Here is a 20,705-nt window from a genome sequence, read left to right as displayed (position 1 = left end):
AATGAAATTTCTCCTTAATTGGCTTTCACCTGCAGAGAAAATCGGTTAATCCGGTGGATATCACTGAACAAAAATTGGTATTTCGAACGTTTTTTTTGTCAGAGTTTCCAGGTAAGTTTCAGCAACTTTAGCCGCAGACAGGTATGGTTCAGCATCCATTCCCATGGCTTTTGCAGTTTCTCTAACAAACGGAGGATGAATAACAGCCACTTGTTTCCCATCATGCATTTCAAGGGCAGCAGCCCTTACAAAACCTTCCAGTCCAGCATTAACCATAGCAATATTAGTGGTTTGTGGCCAGGGTTTATGGGCAAAAATACCCCCTGTCAGAATAATAATTCCACCGGGATTTAGTTTCTTCAATCCTTTTCGAACCAGGTTGACTTGTCCCATTAGTTTGCTTTTGAGACCCAGATCAATTTGTTCGTCCGACAGTTCCTGCAGGCCTCCAAAACTTGCATTTCCGGCTGCACAAATAATGGCATCAACCTGTGGAATCTTTTCAAAAAATTGTTCAATGGATTTTGGGTCATCAATATTTACCTGGAATTCACCATTTCGGGAAGCAGCGATGACTGTGTTTCCCTTTTTTTTGCTCAGTTGTGCAATCTCTCTTCCGATTGTTCCTGTTGCTCCAATAACCACAATGTTCATATTTTCAATTTTAAAGATTTACAAAAGCTTTCTATCATTTTAGTTAACAGTAATAACCTTGTAACTGATTGAATTGTTTACGGATTTTTTTTGGTTCTCGGGTTTAAAATTAAATCGAACCTGAATTTATGCTTTGCCAAATCACAGGTAAAGAGATTAACCAAAAAAATAACCCCGGGGAAGCAACCCGGGGCTACTTCTTTTACAGCTTTTGCTTTGCCAGTTCCGTAGGATTTTCTCCGACTGAAATGGCTTTCATTCTGAAACTGTATTTGTATTCTGTTTCGGTTAAGCGGTACTGGTCGTGTGTCCAGGCGCCCCAACTGTTGTCGCCGCCAACGCCCATCTGTTTGTAGTCCACATTTACCGAAGTCAGGTCGCGCTGTTTTACATCGGTGGTGTGGCGGTTTTTAACCACAACACCTTCCACCTGACGGCCGTCGGTGCGTTCCATCGACTCAAAATCTTCCTGCAAATTGTGGTGCGCACTTACTTCCAGAAGTGGCAAACCTTCAAAGAACAGTCCGTTTCCATTTGAGTCGGTAATGGCCAGCCAGCGCACATCGGTTTTGTTGCCGTTTTCCTGCGGGCGCAAATAAGCCCAGTACTGGTCTGCTACGGTGCCTTCGTACAAGCCAACAAATGCACTGGTTTTGCGGTCCCAATAACTTTCTTGCGGACCGCGTCCCAGCCAGGCCATCTGGTTGAAACTATGCGGCATAATAAGGTTCATGCCCATGCGAACAATTTCAGGTAAATCTTCTTTTGTCATTTTGAAATGGTTATTCACCACCACGTCGCCTGAACCGTAAACTGCATAAACCGATTGGTAATCGGCAATTTTTTCACCTTCTTCGTTCACCAGGTTAAAATTGAATTTTACTTCGGCCAGGTTGTTGGCTTTGCGGTTGATGGAAACCTGAGCCACCTTCCGGTTTTTTCCGGCTTCGCGCCAAACGCGGCTACGTTTGTGGAGGTTGTTTCCAAAATCGTTGTCGATGGGCGCGCGCCAGAAATTGGGCACCGGACCGCTTTCCAGAAATTCGGTTTCGCCTTTTTTGTAACTGCTCATTACGCCTGCATTTTTATCAAACGCAACTGAAAATCCTTCGCCTGAAACGGTTATGGAATTATCGTTTTCATCTACTGTTATTGCAGGGAAGTTCGCTAGATTGACTTTTCCGGCAGGAACAAATGCCGGAAGTTTAAACTGTTCGGCAGCCAATTCAGTTCCTTCATCAAGTAAACCGTCGCGGTTTTTCAGAGCAGCTTTCAGGTTCAGAAAATATTCCACACCGGGTTCTGCATTTAGCGAAACATCGGTGTTTGCCGGAACAGTTTCTCCGGGCTGCGCTTCGATGCCATCCAGTTGTCCCGATTTAATGACTTTTCCGTCACCTGTAATTTCCCATGCAAAGTTAAAATCGGAAAGGTTACGGAAAGCATATTTATTTTTGATGTTAATAACGCCGGTTTTCAAATCTGCCGGTTCAAAACCAATGTACTGATAAACTTTTTTCACTTCAAGCAAATGCGGTTTCACGCCCCGATCGGGATTCACCAACCCGTTGTTGCAGAAGTTACCATCGGAGGGAACATCCTCCGGGCCGAAGTCGCCACCGTAAGCCCAGAATTCCTCGCCGTCTTCATTGGTGGTCAGCAGGCCCTGGTCAACCCAGTCCCAGATGAAACCACCCTGCAATACATCGTATTTTTCAATTACATCCCAGTAATCCTGCAGGTTCCCCACACTGTTTCCCATGGCGTGTGCATATTCACACTGAATAAGCGGTTTGGTGGGACTGCCCTGCGCATATTTTTCCATTCCCTCGATGCGCATGTACATGGGGCAGGTGATGTCGGTGTTTTCGCCTCCGTGAGCCTGTTCGTATTGCACTGGTCGGGTTTGGTCAGCCGATTTGAGGTAGTCGTAAGTAGCCATAAAATTTATCCCGTTGCCGGCCTCGTTGCCCAGCGACCAGATGATAATACTTGACTGGTTTTTATCGCGTTCATACATGTTGCGGGTGCGGAACAAATGGGCTTCTTTCCACAACGGGTCTTTGGCCAGCGATTCTTCGCCGTAACCCATTCCGTGCGATTCGATGTTGGCCTCGTCAATAACGTAAAGTCCGCATTTGTTGCACAGTTCGTACCAAAGTTCGGGTTGCGGATAGTGTGAAGTTCTCACGGCATTCAGGTTGTGCGCTTTCATGGTGTAAATGTCTTTCAGCATCGTCTCTTTGTCCACAACATGGCCTTTAACATCGTGGTGTTCGTGCAGATTAGCGCCTTTCAGGTAAACATACTTTCCATTCACCTGCAAGGTGGCATCTTTAATTTCCACGGTGCGGAATCCAACTTCCTGGCGGATAACTTCCACTATTCCATCCGCATTTTTTAATGTAATGACCAATTCGTAAAGATTTGGATATTCTGCTGACCATTTTTTTACATTTGGAAGCTGTGCCTGAAATGGAAGGTTTTGTTTGCCGTTATTCACTTTTTGTGAAAAAGAGGTCACTTCGTTTCCATTGTCGTTGAGAACAACCTCTATTTCAGTTGAGCCGGCTTTTTCTCCAAGGTTCATTACATCTACATCCAGCGAAAAAATTCCATCGGTATATGTTTCATCTAATCCTGCAATAACCTTAAAATTTTGAATTTGCTGTTGACCGCGGGCCAGCAGATAAACATCGCGGGTCATTCCGCTCATACGCCAAAAGTCCTGATCTTCGAGATAAGAACCATCACACCAGCGGAAAATTTCTACTGCCAGCGTGTTCGTGCCCGATTTCAGGTATTTGGTAATATTGAACTCAGCCGGTGTTTTGCTGTCTTCGCTGTACCCAACAAATTCTTCATTTACCCAAACATTGAGCATGGAACTGGCTGCTCCAAAATGGAGAATTACTTCTTTTCCTTTCCAGTTTGAAGGAATTTCGAACGTTTTTTTGTAGGAACCTACCGGATTGTAATGATCCTGGATTTTTGGCGGTGTTTTTTCATGCGGGTACTTCACATTCACGTAAATCGGATAATCATAACCTTCCCGTTCCCAGTTCGACGGGACTTTTATTTCATCCCAATTCCGGGTGTCAAAATCATCTTTAAAAAACCAGTAAGGGCGCTCAGAAGGATTTTGTGCCAGATTGAATTTCCACATTCCGTTTAAGGATTGGATCATGGGTGAATTCCATTTATCCTCTGAACGGGCCTGTTCCACATTAGCAAACGGGATAAAATGGGCACGCGGCATCTGCCTGTTGATTTCGTTCACCTGTGGATTTTCCCAGGGTGGATTATCCTGTTCCTCCCAGGGAGTGTTGGAATAGTCGGCATATTGATTGCAGGAAGCAAACACAATGGATAAAAGAAAAAGAAAAGAATAGAGAAATTTCTGTTGATTGACCATAGCTGGATATTTTTATTGTATAGATTTATCTGTTATTTATGACGTCAAATTTAGTTGTTACACCTATAAGTCTGGGTTGTATTTTATTCAAATATCAGGGTAACCTGATGCAATTTTTAAAGCTTTGAGTACTGAGCCGTTTTTTCAAAAAGTGCAGAAACCTTTTTTTGTACCGTTTCAACATCGGGATTGAAATCAAAAATCAAATTCGGTTTCAGGTAGAATAATTCCTTTTCTGCTTTAAAACGCTCCTCGCCGCCGCCGGTAATATTCAGCATAATTAGGGCATTTTTGTCGATGTTCCCATTTTTTACTGCCTCAATAAGTGTTGCGGCTGCCACAGCAGATGCCGGGTGAATATCAGTTCCTTCGGTTTGTTCGAACAGTTTTGCAGCGGCTCTTGCCTGTTCATTGGTTGCCACAAGCACATCGCCAGCCGAATCGGTAAGCGCATCGAATAGGCCGCCGGCAATGGGGTAAGGTGGTTTCCGGTTTGAAAGTACTTTGGCATCGATTTCTTCCACCTGTTTGCGGGCAAGGTTTTCGTCAAGTGGCAGCATGGCTCGTGAATTGGCTTTCCAGGCATCATACAAAGGAACGAAGGGTGCATTTTGAGAAACCATCAGTTTCATTTTGTTGGTACCAAACCGGCCGTCGGCAATAAAGCGCAGGTTGGCCTCCCAGGCTGCAATGGCCCCGGTTCCGCTGCCTACCGCCTGAAAATAGTAGTCCGGAATTTGTCCGATGGTTGTAACTGCCGACAAAACAGTGGTACTCATTCCATCGCGGCGGGCTACGTTTTTGGCACCTCCCTCGGCAATAAATCCTTCCATTCCGGCTACAATATTCGACAAGTGGATGGCATCAAAATAATCGCTTCCCGAGCGGCTGCAAATCAGTTTTACGCAATCGTTCAGCGGCTCGTCGAACCAAAGGGCGTTCAGGTTATCTTCTGGAACACAAATAAGCAACGGAATATTGTTATCGGAACACACCTTTGCAAAGGAACGGGAGGTGTTTCCGGCAGAAGCGACCACCAGTATTTTATCCATTTCGGGAGTCATCCGTCCGCAAACCGAATAAGCTTCTGTTTCTTTAAAACTGCAGGTGGACATGTTGGCACCTTTTTCAGGCCAGTAGCCGCTGAAGGTAATCCAAAGGTTTTTTAAACCGAGTTCTTTGGCCAGCCCTTCGCTTTTGTAAGTTACCGGTGCCGATGATCCTTTGAGTGTTCTTCCAACGGGCAGCCAGTCGGCAAATTTGTATAGACCCCACGAATTGTTTTTTACCTCAAGCTGTGGTTTTTCATAAATTGCTCTGATGAGTGATGGTTCTTTCTCCTCCGGGGCATCCAAAGTCCAGCCGTTATCTTCGAAAACTTTTCCGGTTTTTACCGATTGCAGTTTATAGCTGGTTTTTGTAAATGTGTTGTTCATTCCTGTTCTTTTTCTGTGAAACCACAAAAGTAATAATTTGAGGGTGGAAAAAAGCAGAAATATGGTTATGTGTGTTTTTGTAAAGTAAAATTTACTAAAAAGGAGTAATATATGTTTTTGAATGGACGAATGGGCAGTGACACCAATTTTTTTCAATTAGAACACAGGGCATTCGGGGTTTAAAACATCATAAAATGAAAGGTTTTCTTGTTTTCGGAAATTCCTTAAACTTATTTGCTAATCCGTTTTGAAGCTATTTTGGGCTTTAACCATTATTTTTACAACAGAAATTAAACCTTGAAATTCTGTCAGACTATATGATGAAACGAAGAAAATTTATTAAGAAAGCGGGAATTGCAGCATCTGCAATTATTTTAGCACCCACTATTATTCCGGCTGCCTGTGTGGGCAAAGGCGGACAAACAGCGCCTTCAGATAAAATTAACCTTGCTTTTATCGGTGCCGGAAACCAGGCAAGTAACGATGTGATGGATTTTCTGGCCGACGACCGGGTAGTGGTGACTCTTATATGCGATGTGAACAAAAAAAGCGATGGCTATTGGGACGGACGTGTGGCGGGCCGGGAGTACATTCGCGATGTGGTAAACGGTTACTATAGGAAAAAATACGACCGCCGTTATCATGCCTGCACCGATGTGGAAGATTTCCGGGAAGTGATTGCACGGAAAGATATTGATGCGGTGGAAATTGCAACTCCCGACCACTGGCATGCCATTCCGGTTTTGATGGCTGCTGCGGCTAAAAAGGATATTTACTGCCAGAAGCCTTTATCGCTCACTATTGCTGAAGGACGCGCCATGAGCGATGCCGTAAAACACCACAACATCGTTTTTCAAACCGGAAGCCAGCAACGTTCCAACCCGAACTTTAGAAGAATATGTGAATTGGTTCGTAACGGACGGATTGGCAAACTGGAAACGGTGATTTGCGGTTTGCCGGCTGGCACTCCCGATTTTGGGCAGAAAGCCCATCTGACAGAGAATGAACCGGTTCCCGACGGGTTTAATTACGAACTCTGGCTTGGTCCGGCATCTTTTGTCCAATACGCTCCCTGTCGCACTCATGTTAATTTCCGCTGGATTCTCGATTACTCCGGAGGTCAGTTGACCGACTGGGGCGGTCATCATCCCGATATTGCTCAGTGGGGAATGGACACTGAACTCACAGGACCGGTGAAAATTCAGAATGCGAGGGCAACCTGGGCCGACCATCCGCATTACAATACGGCCACCGATTTTTACTTCGAATGTATTTATGAAAACGGCGTAAAAATGATTGTGCAAAGCGGGGCAGACTTTGGCGTCACTTTCATCGGTTCCGAAGGAAAAGCCTGGTCAGACCGGGGAAAACATACCATCGAGCCTGAGTCGCTGAAAGATGTTGTTATCGGCTCAAATGAAATCCAACTGTATAAAAGCGATAACCATTTTCGGAATTTTATTGATTGTGTGATTTCCCGCGAAGAAACCATTGCTCCGGTTGAGGTGGCCCACCGTTCCATCACCATTGCCCACCTGGGAAACATTGCCATGATGCTGGGAAAAGATTTGGAATGGGACCCGGTTACAGAAAGGGTGACAAATGTTCCTGAAGCAAACGAAATGTTGTCAAGGACCATGAGGGAACCTTGGGATGCGGTTTATTGGGAGCATCAAATTTAAAAGTCATGAAACGAAGGAAATTTATACAAAATCTTGGACTTGGCGTTGCGCCGGTGGTTGCTCAGCCATTGATGGGTGCAGCCGGACCAGAACAGGATTTTCCACAATATAATTACCGTCAACCGGAAACGTTGCAGGAAACGGTGACCAAAGAAGGTCAAATCATTGTCCGCCTGGAATTTCAGTCGGACGACCGGCACGGGCAGCAGCTCAAACCGGAAATCAACATTGAAAATGGAAATATCCTGCGCTCCAAATCGTATTTTTTTGAACAGGGCGAAGACAATTTTACCGGTGGACCCGAAGCGCCGGTTATTTCTACCGCACTGGGCGATGTGGATGTGCTGGTGTTTTGGCTCGACCGGTTTGAGGAAGAAACGGCGATTATCGTGATTGACCAGGCCGGCGTTTTTGCTTTCAGTCTTTCTGAAATTGTAAAAAACAAGGAGATGAAAGGGCAAATCGGCAAGGCACAGGTAAAAGCAAATTTTCTGCTCGATAAAGAAATTGGTGAACTCAATTCGGCTGATGTGGAAATAAAAATCCCCGGAGATGATTTCACATTCATTATTATGGCCGACACGCAAGGCGGCGATGCCTCCAACCCGGAAGATAATCTTTGCCGGATGAAGATTCACAATGCATTTATAGAGGAGAGCATTCGGCTGACCAGCAACCTGAAAGCCAAACCTGCTTTTTGCCTTATGTTGGGTGATATTGTTGATCATCAGGGCGAAGAGCATCATTTTGCCCAGATGGCACGGTTCTTCAAAAGGTTGAAAATACCTGTTCTTTATGAAATGGGAAATCATGAATCGCGCTACCAGACTTCATTTGAACCTGGCTATAACCTGAACGGTTTCAATAACTACTTTGCGGCACAAAAGGCCATCAACGGGATGGAATTACTGCTCTATTCGTTCAACCTGGGTAAATGGCATTTTGTGGTCTGGCCCGACCCGCTGCGGCAAATGTTCTGGGAAAACCATCCCCACTACTTTGACTGGCTCGAAAGGGATTTGGAAAAACACAAAGACCGGCCAACGGTTTTCCTGCAGCACATTCCCATGCATCCTATAGGGATCAATCCGCTGGTGAATTACTGCGAAACGGCTTACGTAAAACGGCTGCTGTTCGATATTCTCGCCAAACACGGGAATGTTAAAACGATATTCAGCGGGCATGTTCACATTCCTGTGAAGTCGTCGCTTAAAACGGCAGTTTCGGTCAGAGGCATCAACTGTATTAACCTTCCGGCTGCGGGTTACCGTCCCCGCGCATTTGGTGAGGAAGATTTTTACGGAGGCCCCGCACAGGGAATCTGCATTGTGGATCTAAAAGGTGATAAAATCTCATCCACTTACAAAACAGTAACGTTGGAAGAATTTCCATATCCCGATAACCTGCCTGAATTCGACGCGGAAAAATTCCCGCTTTGGTTTGGCAACAAATGGGAACTGCCGGCCAACAAGCAATTTATAAACGGAGATTTTACAAACGATTTAACCGGTTGGGGGCGCCGGTATGTTTATCATGAGGATGAAAACCCCTCCAATATTTGCGAGGTCAGAAAACAGGATGGAATTCCCGCTTTGTACCTTAAAACCAAAAAACGAGGCTTTCACAAACCAGGGCAGGACCGGTTGCCGCAGGATATCAATCGCATTTTTCAGGCAGTTGAACTTGAACAAGGCAAAAATCCTTTCATTCAGATTGAATATTTTCTCGATAAAAAAAACTGTGATTTCAGCGGATTTAACGGCTTGTATATTTGGGTGGAAGGATACCGGAAATCAGCGCGGATGGTGAACCTTTTATACTTTGCCAACAAAGCCTGGGTGAACCTGGGCAGCACGTATAGCCGCTCGTCCGGTTCCGGACCGTTAATTTTTAGTCTTGATAACACTCCGGAAGTCTGGCACAGTGTTCGGCTTAACATCAAGGCAGATTTTGAAACCAATCAGGATGAATTGAAATTTGATTTGCCCGCGCCCGACCGGTTGGTGGTCAGCGCCGGCATCTGGAACATCAACGATGGCAGAGAGCAACCGTTTGCTGCATTTCTGCGAAATTTCAGCGTTAGGTACAACCTGAGTTCTGCCAGTCAGGTTGACGGAAAGAAAATTGCAACCATGCCCGACGACAAAAAATGGTGGCGCGGAAAACTGATGCCGTCGGGCAATGTGGCAGGTGAACACCACTACCATGTGGAAGGATGGAATGAACTGAAATATTGAATAGTTTGGTTGGATGGGAAGTAAAACTTTTAAAAAGAATCAAAAACAAACAACCTAAACTCAAATGAATTATAAATATTAAGACTATGAAAAACAAAATTTTATGGCTCGCAATTTTTCTTATTACCTTCATTTCAATTAATGCAAAGGATTACAATATTCTTAATTTCGGAGCAATCGAAGGAAATTTGTCAACATCTGCTATTCAAAATGCAATAGATGAATGTGCATTGGCCGGAGGTGGAAATGTAATTATTCCGTCCGGAACTTTTTTAATCGGCACTGTTTTTCTGAAAAGCAACGTCAACCTTCATCTGAAGCAGGGTGCCGTGTTGAAGGGAAGTACTGATTTAAGCAATTACTCCAGGCAAGGGCGATCGCCAGGCATAATTTACTGTGAAGATGCAATTAATGTAAGCATTTCAGGTACAGGAACCATTGATGGCAGTGGCGACAGTTTCTATGATTTTTCAAAAAACCATGTTTACGAGGAATTCGATAAAAACCGTACCCGCCAAAAAGAAAACTATATGCCCGAAGGAGAATTTTTTACCGATGGGCCTGTAAAACGAACACGGGCTCCGGGCATGACCATCGTTTTCTTTCATTGCACCAATGTTTCGGTAACGGGTATCACTATAAAAGATACGCCGATTTGGGCCACCCGGTTTGGATTTTGCGACGGCGTACTAATTGACGGAATTACCATTAAAAACAATCCGCTCATTCCCAACAGTGACGGAATTCATTGCACCATTTCACGAAATATCCGCATTTCAAACTGCAACATTTCAGGAGGCGATGATGCCATTGTGCTGACCGGTTTTCCAAAAGATGAAGAAACGCCCGGAATTAACACAACAGAGCAATTACCACACAAATACGGCAATAAAACCATTTACGGCGAAAACATGACTGTTACTAATTGTGTGTTAAAATCAAGCTCGGCCGGAATTCGAATTGGTTATGGTCAACATCCCATTCGCAAATGCACGTTTTCAAACATCGTCATTTATGATTCAAACCGGGGAATCGGGATTTTTGCTCATGACGGCAGCAATATTGAAGATTTGATTTTCTCCGATATTATAATTGAAACAAGATTGCATAACGGGCAGTGGTGGGGGAACGGAGAACCCATCCATTTGTCTGCCATATCACGGTTTGATGGGCATACAGCAGGTCAGATTAGAAATGTGCAGTTCAACAACATCATAGCAACCGGAGAACAGGGCATTTTGGTATATGGAATGGAAGACAGTCCCTTGGAAAATATACGGTTCAACAATTTTCAGTTACATATACGCAAAGGAAAGGAAACATTGGCTTATGGCGGAAATTTTGATTTACGTCCGGCTTCTCCCATAGCGATGCAACTGTTTGAACACGACATTCCGGGAATTTATGCCCAACATGTGAATAAGCTTGCAATCCGCGATTTCGACATGACCTGGGGTCACGATTTACCGTCTTTTTTTACCCACGGATTAGAAAGTGTGAATGTGAAAGATTTAACGATTGAAAATTTTACCGGTGTTGGAAATCCCAATGCCCCGGGAAGTCAGAAACTGAAGTTGAACAACTCAAAAATACTCACTGAATAAAAAATACTCACTGAATAAATTAGGTGACCTGTATTTTTAAAATAAAAATAAAGATGAACAGAAGGGAATGGGTGAAAAAAACAGGAATGATTTCAATGGGCGCTATGTTGGCAGCACAATTTGGCCATGCAACGGAGAGTGGTAAAAAACCACACATTCTGCTGGTTTCAGGCTGGCAAACCGTAAATATCGGCGATATTGCGCATACTCCTGGCATGATTCATTTGCTACAAACATACCTGCCGGAAGCGAAAATTACGCTATGGCCCAATGATATCAGCATGACCGAAGAAGCCATGTTAAGACGGAATTTTCCGTCGCTCGAAATCGTTTTTGACAAACTGAATGAAAAGGGTTTGCCTGATTCTGCCGAAATTGAAAAGACTTTTGAAGGCAACGATTTTATGTTGCATGGTTCCGGCCCCGGCATTGTTGGGCAATCCAAACTGGAAGCCTGGCGTAAAATCACCGGGAAACCGTATGGATTTTTTGGAGTGACGGTGAGCAATGTATGGCCTGAACTTAAAGAATTACTGGATGGCGCCAAGTTTATTTTTACCCGCGAAACCGCTTCGCTGTAGGTGTTGGAAAAAGCCGGGATCACAAAACCGGTTACTGCTTTTGCCCCCGATGCCACCTTTTATATGCCAATCCGAAATGATGTTTCTGCCGATGCCTTTATGAAAACCAGGAATCTGGAAGACCGGAAATTCATTTGTGTGGCGCCGCGGTCACGGTTTACCCCCTACCATCGGATCCATGCGCACAATAACTGGAGTTTTGAAAAAATTCAGCAGGTAATTACGGACAATGAACGCTACGCCGAAAAAGACCACGAAAAACTCAGGCAGGTAATTGTCAGGTGGGTTACCGAAACAGGTAACAGGGTGGTACTTGTACCGGAAATGGAATACCAGACCGAACTTTTCGAGCCATACCTCTACAATCCGCTGCCTGAAAAAATAAAACCTTTCATTGAAATGCACCCTTACTGGCAACCCGATGACGCGGCATCCCTTTATGCCCGGGCGGCAGCAGTAGTAAGTATGGAATGTCATTCACCCATCATTTCACTGGTAAACGGAACGCCGGCGATTTATGTCCGTCAGCCTTCGGACACTATTAAAGGTCAGATGTATTATGATTTGGATTTGTCGGTTTGGATTTTTGAAATTGATAATACCACAGGAGAGCAAATCGCTGAAAGGGTAATGGAGATATACCAGTCATATTCTGAATCTTTGGAGAAAGTGAATCAACTTAACCAGGGTGTGAAAATCATTTACGACAAGCAGATGAAAAAATTTAGCAAAATACTTACAATTAAATAATCAACAGTTTAAATAACTTTCGTTATGAAAATAATTTTTATCCTGATTTTTCCTCTTTTCAGTTTTTACGCAATTGCCCAACCGGCTCCCTGGGTTTCATACCCTTCTGCAAGCCAAACTTCCTATGGGGTTTATCATTTTCGAAAATCATTCAATCTGGATGAAGTTCCTGAAAAACTGGTCATTCACGTTTCAGCCGATAATCGATACAATTTGTTTGTAAACGGGCAACGTGTTTGTTACGGCCCTGCCAAAGGCGATTTGCAAACGTACAAATATGATTTTATCGACATTGCGCCATTTTTACGGGCAGGCGAAAACTTGCTCGCAGCGCTGGTTTACAACGGCGGCGACGACAAACCGCTGGCATTCCTTTCGGTGCAAACAGCTTTTATGCTGCAATCTGAAGAGGAGAAATTCAGCTTTCTCAATACCGGCCCAAACTGGAAAGTGTATAAAAATCCGGCTTATGAAGTGATTTCCTATTACGAAATGTTATTCCGCGAACGCTGGTTTTACGGATTTTATGCATGTGGCGGAGGCGATGAGGTTGTTGCCGAAAAGTATCCGTGGGGTTGGGAAACAAGCGGATTTGACGATAGTGACTGGCTGTCCGCCCAACCGCTTGTTTTCGACAAACAACCCCCGTGGAACCTGGTACCACGGAATATCCCTTTCATGGCCGACCACTTGGTTTACCCGGCAAAAATCAGAAAAGTAACCGGCGCCGGCATTCCTGCGGGAGACTGGGATGGAAAATCTCCGATAACTGTTCCGGCAAATACCAAAGCCGAAATTCTGGTCGATTTTGAAGTACTGACCATGGGTTATCCTGAACTGACCATAAATGGCGGCACAGGCAGCCGCATTAAGATAAAATATGCCGAAGCGCTTTACGAGGAGGTACACCTGAAAGCCCACCGCGATTCAGTGAATAATCTGAATATGTTTGGTGTGTGGGATATTTTTCATCCCGATGGCGAAATACGGACTTTCCGCCCGCTCTGGAAGCGCTGTTTCCGGTATGTGCAGTTTAATGTGGAAACCAAAAACGAACCGCTCGATATCAGTTCATATATTCTGGAATATTCGGGTTATCCCTATCCCGAGCCGGCAACATTTGTAAGCGACAATGTGAAACTGAACGAAATTTTCGAAATGAGCCTTCGCACGCTGGAAATGTGTTCGGGTGAAACCTATTACGATACGCCGTTTTACGAGCAGTTGAGCTATGGCGGCGACAACCGGCCCATTGCGGCCATTTCTACCTATAATTCCACCGACGACCAGTTATTGCGCGAGGTTTTACGCCTGTACCCGCAATCGGAAAACAGGGAAACCGGCCTGTTCAAATCGGCCTATCCTTCGCGATTCGATTTCGATATGGGAAGCTGGTCGATGGGATGGATACAAACATTGCAGGACTATTATTTCATGCGCGGCGATTCGGCTTTTGTGGCACAGTTTTACAATAAGATTGAAGGTGTTCTGAGGTTTTATGAACGCCACCTCGATGAGCGTACCGGAATGATTGGCACGGTGAAAAACCAGAATTTTATTGACTGGAGCAATACAAAAGGCAGTTTGCCCCGGCCAAATGAAAAACGAGAAATGCAGCAGTCAGCCCTGCTTACCCTTTACTTTGCCCACACCCTCGATTGCGCTGCAAAGCTTTACCGGGAAATCGGGCTAACGGAACGCGCCCGGCACTGGGAACAACTTTCCCGGGGAATAAAAGTGGCGGTTTACACCAGTTGCTGGGACGGGGAAAAACATCTTTTCCGCGATTATGCCGACCGGGAAATATTTTCACAACACACCAACATTATGGCTATTCTGTGTGATTTGGTGCCGCCATCGGAACAGACCGAATTATTGCACCGCATTTTAAATTTTGATGGTTTCGAAGAAATGGCCAGCTCTTATTTTTCTTTTTTCCTGTTTAAAGCGATGGAAAAAACCGGAAACGAACACCTCTATTTGGAAAACCTGAATTTCTGGTATAATTTTATCGACCGGGGCCACACCACCTGCGGCGAAACCGGTTTTGCCTCGCATGACCGTTCCGACTGCCATGCCTGGAGCGCTCACCCGGCATATTACCTGCTGAGTTCTGTATGCGGAATAAAACCTGCGGACATTGGGTTCAATACAGTGGAAATTGAACCGCATTTGGGCGAACTGAAAGAAGTGAAAGCAGATATGCCTCACCCAAAAGGAAGAATAATAGTGGAGTACAGGCAGGTGAAAAAAGGGCTGCAAACCCGTATAGTTTTGCCGCCCGGACTGAAAGGTTCGTTTAAATACCAGGGAGAAATCAGAACTGTGAAAGAGGGAGAGAACAGCTTTATATTGTAAAAACTAATAGGATAATATTATGAAAATCAATCATTTTAAACTTAATCCGATACACATGTATTTACTCGTGGCTTTGCGTGTGGTTATCGGATGGCATTTTTTGTACGAGGGAATTGTAAAACTTCTCACGCCGGGATGGAGTGCAGCCGGTTATCTGTTGAACTCTACCGGCTTTTTGTCGGGTTTTTTTTCGGGGATGGCACAAAATTATGCTGTTCTTTCCCTTGTTAATTTTCTGAATATCTGGGGGCTTATTTTAATCGGTCTGGGTTTGTTCCTGGGGCTTTTTACCCGCGTTGCACAATTTGGTGGAATTGCTCTGCTTAGCATTTACTACCTGGCCAATCCTCCATTCGTTTCAAATACCGGCGCTGGTTTCGAAGGCAGTTACCTGTTTGTCAGTAAAGACTTTATAGAACTTGCGGCACTGGTTGTCCTCTCATTTTTCAGGACAGGAAAATTTTTAGGGCTCGATGGCCTCATCAGTTCTTTTTTCAGCAAAAGGCTCCAACTTGTGAACCAGCCGGAGAGGAAGGAACAACCTGCTCCTGCTCAGCCCGACATCAATGGCATTAAACGGCGTGAGGTCATCCGGCATTTGGCAACGTTGCCTGTTTTGGGCGCATTTTCATTTGGTGTGGCTTCGAAACTGAAAATGTACAGCGGTGAGGAACAGGGTCTGGCCGATGCCATTTCAGGTGCCAGCATTAAAAAATTTGAAGTAAAAGGGATTGATCACTTGGCTGGCGAACTGCCCAAAGGAAAAATTAAGGACAAAATTTTCAGCAAGATGATTTTGGGTGGAAATCTGCTTAGTGGTTGGGCACATTCGCGGGATTTAATTTATGTGTCGTCGCTGGTGCGGGCATATCATACAAAGTCAAAAATTTTTGAAACCTTTCAGGTGGCTGAGCAGTGTGGAATAGACACGCTGCTGTCCAATACCGTTATCGGGCCGGTGATTAACGAATACTGGAATAAAGGCTTTGGGAAGATGCAGTTTATTGCCGACTGTGCCGGATTGAATTATGACGGCACCGGAACCCCTTCGCCAAAACCGTACAACGAATATATCGACATCGTAAAACAAGCCATCGACGATGGCGCTACGGCCTGTTACATTCAGGGCGAAACTGCCGACCATTACATTGCACATAACCGCATCGATGAAATTGTAGGCGCAATGGACCTGGTGCGCGATGCCGGCTTGCCTGTGGGAATTGGAGCCCACCGCATTGAAACCATCATGCGCTGCGTGGAACTGGGTCTCGAAACCGATTTCTGGATGAAAACACTACATCATCACAATTACTGGTCGGCAAAACACCAGGAATGGCACGACAATATGTACTGCTTCAAACCCGAAGACACCATCCGTTTCATGGAATCGTTGCCGCAGCCCTGGATTGCCTTTAAAATTCTGGCTGCCGGAGCACTGAGGCCGGAGGAAGCGTTTAGCTATGCTTTTAGAAATGGGGCCGATTTTATTTGTGTGGGAATGTACGATTTTCAGGTAGTGGACAATGTGAATACGGCACTTGTTGCGCTGGATTCAACACAGGAACGGCAACGGAAATGGATGGCATAGCTTTTTTGGGTGACAGTAAATGTAAAAGAGCAAAGATGAATTGATTATCAGATATGGAAATATTAATAGACGAAATAAAAAAAACCAGCAGCGACATGGCCCGCCGTGGATGGGCCGAGTCGAACGGCGGTAACATAAGCCTTCGGTTAAAGGAGGAGTATTACGAGTATTTTAATGAACACAAACCCATTTCCGACTGGATGAAACTACCGGAAACCATGCCCGAAATTGGCGGAGACCGTTTTCTGGTGACTGGTACCGGAAGGTATTTACGGAACATTGAATTGTTTCCTGAAAAAAACGTTGGAGTGATTGAAACCGATAAAAAGGGGGAGGCTTACCGGTTGCTTTGGGGGTATAAACCAAAGGGTGCACCAACTTCCGAACTTCCATCCCATTTATTGTCGCACTGCCGGATTAAGGAAAAATCGGACAATAAAATGTTTGCCTTTATCCATACTCATCCGAACAGTGTGATTGCACTGACTTATGCCGTAGCCAACCTCGAAACAAAGAGTCTGACCAAACTTTTATGGCAAAGTCATGCCGAGTGCATTGTGGTTTTTCCGCAGGGTGTGGAATTTATTCCCTGGGTGATGGCAGGAAGCATGGATTTGGGGAAAGCTACTGCCAGTGCGATGTCGCGCAGAAATCTGGCAGTGTGGCAATATCACGGAATATGTGGTTGCGGACGAAACCTCGACGAAGCCTTTGGAAGAATTGATGTGGCTGAAAAAGCCGCTGAAATTTGTTTGCGTGTAATGGCTGTAGGAGGCGCAAAACAAACCCTTGCCGATGAACAGCTAAAAGCCATTGCTGCCAATTTTAATTGTACTGTGGATGAGGAAATATTTGAATAAAAACGTGAAATAGTTAACTATGATTTCTAAATTTTTTTCAACCTGTTTTGTATTGATTGCCGGATTTCAATTTTTATTCTCCGGTTGTAATTCAACGCAGAAAAAAGAATCCGGAGAAAAGCCTAATATCCTGATATTGATTGCAGAAGATATCAGCCCAGAGTTGGGCTGCTACGGGAATGAATACGCCACAACACCCAATATCGATAAGATGGCTGAGAGCGGGATGGTATATGATTTTGCGCTGACCACAGCTCCCATCTGCGCTCCATCGCGTTCGGCGCTGGCGAGTGGTTTGTACGCTACTTCGCTCGTTACCAAGCATTTGCGCAGCGAAATTCCTTTTCCGGAAAAACTGAAAACCCTGCCGGAATTGCTCCGCGAAAACGGATATTTTACTTCGAACCGCGACAAAACCGACTATAATTTTGATCCCGAAGGAATGTGGGAGCACTGGTCGTCGGAATATACGCCCTGGCGCCACCGGGCAGATGGACAGCCGTTTTATAGTTTTATGAACATCGGGCCTTCCCACGAAGGAAGTGTGAACAACCTGCAGAATTACAAACGTTTTGTTGAACACCTGCCTGCCGAAATGTTTCACGACCCGGCCAAAGTTCCGCTTCCGCCGTATTATCCCGATAGTCCGAAAACGCGTGAAACCTGGGCTCATTATTATGACATGCTAACGGTGCTCGACCAGAACGTGGGCATGGTGCTCGATTCGCTTGCAGCCGACGGGCTGATGGAAGAAACCATTGTGTTTTTTATTGCCGACCACGGTTTCGGGATGCCGCGATACAAACGCTGGCTCTACAAAACAGGAATGCATGTGCCTATGGTGGTGCACGTTCCCAAAAAATATGAGCATCTGGTTCCCGGTTTTTCAAAAGGCGGGCACAATGCAAACATGGTTAGTTTTATTGACTTGCCGGCCACTTTGCTGAACCTTGCCGGCGCTGAGGTTCCCGGTTATTTCGAAGGAAAACCAATTATGGGTGAAAATGCTGAACCAGAAAGGGAATATGCTTTTGGCGCCCGCGACCGTGCAGACGACATGTTCGAGATGTCACGCTCAGTAACCGATGGCCGCTATTTTTACGTGCGAAACTACATGCCGCATCTGCCTTATATTCAATCAGGCTTTATTTTTTCGGATGAAAAAGAAACTTTCCGCGAATTGCGCCTGTTGCATAACGCTGGGCAAACCGATGCAGAACAGGAAAAACTGTGGAATAGAAAACCGGTAGAAGAGTTGTACGACTGGCAATCCGATCCGCGGGAACTCAACAACCTGGCAAATGATCCGGCTTTAGAAGAAATCAAGAACATCCTGAAAAATGAGTTGCACAACTGGATGTTGGAAACCCACGATTTGGGTTTACTGCCCGAAGCTGAATACATGATTCGTTCCGAAGGTTCCTCTCCGTATGAATACGCCCGGGAAAGCGGTGATTATCAAGTCGGGAAAATTCTGGAAGCCGCGGAAATGGTTGGCATTTCGGGAGAATCGGAATTGGTGGAAAAATTAAAAGACATTGACAGCGGCGTTCGTTATTGGGCTGTAATTGGCCTGATGCAATTGGAACAGATAAGCCAGCCCGCCGCAAAAACGTTAACCGGATTGCTCACTGATTCGTCGCCCTCCGTTCAAATTGCTGCTGCCGAAGCGCTTTGCTACCACAGTTCATCCTCAGGGGCAGTTGAAACCCTTGGCCTGAATGTAATGGACGATCGTCCGTGGGTGGCCTTGCAGGCAGCCCGAAGTATTTTACTGGTTGGGGAGAATGCCCGGCCACTCATTCCAGTGATTTACAAGAAACTGGATACTTTATATGGTGGTCCGGATTCGCCCCGGAAATTCAAAGATTTCAATTACGCCTCGTTTACCGGCTGGGCGCTCGAGTGGGCTTTGCAGGAACTGGGCGAGGATATTCAGGTGAATTAAAAATCAAAAAAAATGAAAACCGGAAGAATTATCTATTTTATCCTTTTTTTGTTTTTATTTTGGACTGAAACAAGCTGGGCTGCCAATCAATATTTAACTCCTGCTAAAGTGGAAATAAAAAAAGTAGCAGGAAAGTTTCAACTTTATAAAAACGGAGAACCCTATTTTATTAAAGGCGCCGTGGGCTGGGATTTTCTGGAAGAGTTGAAAAATGCCGGTGCCAATTCACTCCGAACTTCGCCGCGGTTGCTCGATGAAGCTCACCGGCTGGGTTTTTCGGTATTGGTAAATTTACCTGTGGCGGCTGAAAGGAGTGGTTTCAATTACAACGATGAGGTGGCGGTAAAAAACCAGTTTGAGAGGGTGAAAAAAATCGTGGAGGAAAATAAAAATCACCCGGCTGTCCTGATGTGGGCCATTGGCAATGAACTGGACCATATTCCGGGCGATTTGGATTATAACCTGAAAATGTGGGATGCCGTGAACGAAATTGCAGGAATGATAAAAGAGATTGACCCCAATCATCCGGTGCTGACTGTGGTTGGTTACGGCAAGCTGGAAAAGATAAAAGACATTAAGGAACGCTGCCCAAACCTGGATTTGCTGGGAATCAATGCCTATGCTGCCGTTCTTAAGGTTCCCGAATGGTTGAAAGAATATGGCTGGGATAAACCTTATGCAGTAACGGAATGGGGACCATCGGGCTGGTGGGAAGTGCCGCGAACCAAAACGGGCGTGGTGATTGAGGAAACGAGCACTGAAAAAGCAAGCGTTTACAGGGAGCGATACGAAAAGGTTATACTGGGCGATCCGCTGTGTATAGGTTCGTATGTTTTTTTGTGGACCAGCAATCGGCAGGAACGTACCCACACCTGGTTCAACATGTTTCACAACAATCTGAAAACCGAAATAGTGGAAACCATGCAGTATATGTGGACCGGCAACTGGCCCAAAAACCGGGCGCCCAGAATTGACGCCCTGAAAATTAATCGCATGGAAGCCATTGACAATATTGAACTGGAACCAGGAAGTATCAACACGGCACTTGTTCAGGTAACTGATCCAGAAAACGATGAATTGCGCTTTGAATGGGAACTGCTTCCCGAACCCACTGAATTTGGCGCTTATGCCGGGCAGGGAGAAAAGAAACCACAGCCCGTAGAAGGATTTATTCAGGCTACTCAAAAAAACGCCATTCAATTTAAAGTTCCGGAAGAAAATGAAAAGAACTATCGCCTGTTCGTTTATATTTATGATGGACAAGGAAATATTGGAGTGGCCAATATTCCGTTTTATGTGAATTAGAAATTAAAATATTATGCCACGTCTATCAAAAGAATTCAAGCAAACTATTCAGGAAATCCCCGAAAAAGAGTTGCAGGAGTTGATTGTAAAAGCAGCTTCAAAAAATCAGGAAATTTATGACTGGATAAACATTCACTATGTAGATAAACAAGAGGCAAAAAAACAGCTTTTTAAAGAAACCAAAGATAAAGCGTTAGGGGAGGTTTACGGTTATCGCGATCAAAGAATAATACAAAAAAGCCTTGCAAAGGCAATAGGGAACGCAGTGAAACACATTAATTATTATG

14 protein-coding genes are annotated in these 20,705 nt (G+C 45.0%); 11 read left to right on the top strand and 3 right to left on the bottom strand.

Annotated features, from left to right (window positions below; translation table 11 throughout):
• Positions 1-60: 60 nt before the first annotated feature.
• From ACESMA_RS02905 to ACESMA_RS02895, 3 genes are all read right to left on the bottom strand, one after another.
• Positions 61-654, bottom strand: a complete 594-nt coding sequence (locus ACESMA_RS02905) for a short chain dehydrogenase (RefSeq protein ID WP_372947261.1) — start codon at positions 652-654, stop codon at positions 61-63.
• Positions 655-856: 202 nt separating this feature from the next.
• Positions 857-4,069, bottom strand: coding sequence for a glycoside hydrolase family 2 TIM barrel-domain containing protein (locus tag ACESMA_RS02900; protein WP_372947260.1), 3,213 nt, complete (start codon positions 4,067-4,069; stop codon positions 857-859).
• 116 nt (positions 4,070-4,185) lie between these two features.
• Complete coding sequence (locus ACESMA_RS02895) at positions 4,186-5,505, bottom strand: cysteate synthase (RefSeq protein ID WP_372947259.1); 1,320 nt, start codon at positions 5,503-5,505, stop codon at positions 4,186-4,188.
• A 317-nt stretch (positions 5,506-5,822) separates the two neighbouring features.
• On the opposite strand from ACESMA_RS02895, the gene ACESMA_RS02890 reads away from it, so the two are divergent.
• From ACESMA_RS02890 to ACESMA_RS02840, 11 genes are all read left to right on the top strand, one after another.
• Positions 5,823-7,187 carry a Gfo/Idh/MocA family protein gene (locus tag ACESMA_RS02890; protein WP_372947258.1) on the top strand — a complete coding sequence of 455 codons (1,365 nt, stop codon included), beginning with the start codon at positions 5,823-5,825 and terminating at the stop codon, positions 7,185-7,187.
• A 5-nt stretch (positions 7,188-7,192) separates the two neighbouring features.
• Entirely contained in the window at positions 7,193-9,424 is a 2,232-nt protein-coding gene (locus tag ACESMA_RS02885) for a metallophosphoesterase family protein (RefSeq protein WP_372947257.1), read from the top strand.
• Positions 9,425-9,510: 86 nt separating this feature from the next.
• Positions 9,511-11,028 carry a glycoside hydrolase family 28 protein gene (locus ACESMA_RS02880; RefSeq protein WP_372947256.1) on the top strand — a complete coding sequence of 506 codons (1,518 nt, stop codon included), beginning with the start codon at positions 9,511-9,513 and terminating at the stop codon, positions 11,026-11,028.
• Between the two features lie 53 nt (positions 11,029-11,081).
• A complete protein-coding gene (locus ACESMA_RS02875) occupies positions 11,082-11,609 on the top strand; it encodes a hypothetical protein (protein WP_372947255.1) in 528 nt (175 codons plus the stop codon).
• The gene (locus tag ACESMA_RS02870; protein WP_372947254.1) at positions 11,610-12,359 is read left to right on the top strand and encodes a polysaccharide pyruvyl transferase family protein; all 750 of its coding nucleotides are present in this window, start codon (positions 11,610-11,612) and stop codon (positions 12,357-12,359) included.
• Between the two features lie 24 nt (positions 12,360-12,383).
• Complete coding sequence (locus ACESMA_RS02865) at positions 12,384-14,717, top strand: alpha-L-rhamnosidase C-terminal domain-containing protein (protein WP_372947253.1); 2,334 nt, start codon at positions 12,384-12,386, stop codon at positions 14,715-14,717.
• Between the two features lie 19 nt (positions 14,718-14,736).
• Positions 14,737-16,305: a DoxX family membrane protein gene (locus ACESMA_RS02860; protein WP_372947252.1), complete on the top strand. Its 1,569-nt coding sequence runs from the start codon at positions 14,737-14,739 to the stop codon at positions 16,303-16,305.
• 53 nt (positions 16,306-16,358) lie between these two features.
• Complete coding sequence (rhaD, locus tag ACESMA_RS02855; RefSeq protein ID WP_372947251.1) at positions 16,359-17,165, top strand: rhamnulose-1-phosphate aldolase; 807 nt, start codon at positions 16,359-16,361, stop codon at positions 17,163-17,165.
• 19 nt (positions 17,166-17,184) lie between these two features.
• On the top strand, positions 17,185-19,113 hold the full coding sequence (locus ACESMA_RS02850) for a sulfatase-like hydrolase/transferase (protein ID WP_372947250.1): 1,929 nt from the start codon (positions 17,185-17,187) through the stop codon (positions 19,111-19,113).
• 12 nt (positions 19,114-19,125) lie between these two features.
• Positions 19,126-20,418, top strand: coding sequence for a glycoside hydrolase family 2 TIM barrel-domain containing protein (locus ACESMA_RS02845; RefSeq protein ID WP_372947249.1), 1,293 nt, complete (start codon positions 19,126-19,128; stop codon positions 20,416-20,418).
• Positions 20,419-20,431: 13 nt separating this feature from the next.
• A partial coding sequence (locus ACESMA_RS02840; RefSeq protein WP_372947248.1) for a hypothetical protein occupies positions 20,432-20,705 on the top strand: 274 nt, incomplete at its 3' end.

Source organism: Mariniphaga sp. (genome assembly GCF_041687215.1).
Taxonomy (GTDB): domain Bacteria; phylum Bacteroidota; class Bacteroidia; order Bacteroidales; family Prolixibacteraceae; genus Mariniphaga.
The sequence above is the reverse complement of the archived record's forward strand: the minus strand, read 5'-3'. Positions and strand labels throughout refer to the sequence as shown.

Bases quoted from the DNA above. Each gene is read 5' to 3' on its own strand.
- ACESMA_RS02890 (WP_372947258.1), top strand. From the start codon at position 5,823: ATGATGAAACGAAGAAAATTTATTAAGAAAGCGGGAATTGCAGCATCT.
- ACESMA_RS02900 (WP_372947260.1), bottom strand. From the start codon at position 4,069: ATGGTCAATCAACAGAAATTTCTCTATTCTTTTCTTTTTCTTTTATCC.
- rhaD (WP_372947251.1), top strand. From the start codon at position 16,359: ATGGAAATATTAATAGACGAAATAAAAAAAACCAGCAGCGACATGGCC.
- ACESMA_RS02895 (WP_372947259.1), bottom strand. From the start codon at position 5,505: ATGAACAACACATTTACAAAAACCAGCTATAAACTGCAATCGGTAAAA.
- ACESMA_RS02865 (WP_372947253.1), top strand. From the start codon at position 12,384: ATGAAAATAATTTTTATCCTGATTTTTCCTCTTTTCAGTTTTTACGCA.
- ACESMA_RS02875 (WP_372947255.1), top strand. From the start codon at position 11,082: ATGAACAGAAGGGAATGGGTGAAAAAAACAGGAATGATTTCAATGGGC.
- ACESMA_RS02880 (WP_372947256.1), top strand. From the start codon at position 9,511: ATGAAAAACAAAATTTTATGGCTCGCAATTTTTCTTATTACCTTCATT.
- ACESMA_RS02860 (WP_372947252.1), top strand. From the start codon at position 14,737: ATGAAAATCAATCATTTTAAACTTAATCCGATACACATGTATTTACTC.
- ACESMA_RS02845 (WP_372947249.1), top strand. From the start codon at position 19,126: ATGAAAACCGGAAGAATTATCTATTTTATCCTTTTTTTGTTTTTATTT.
- ACESMA_RS02850 (WP_372947250.1), top strand. From the start codon at position 17,185: ATGATTTCTAAATTTTTTTCAACCTGTTTTGTATTGATTGCCGGATTT.
- ACESMA_RS02885 (WP_372947257.1), top strand. From the start codon at position 7,193: ATGAAACGAAGGAAATTTATACAAAATCTTGGACTTGGCGTTGCGCCG.
- ACESMA_RS02905 (WP_372947261.1), bottom strand. From the start codon at position 654: ATGAACATTGTGGTTATTGGAGCAACAGGAACAATCGGAAGAGAGATT.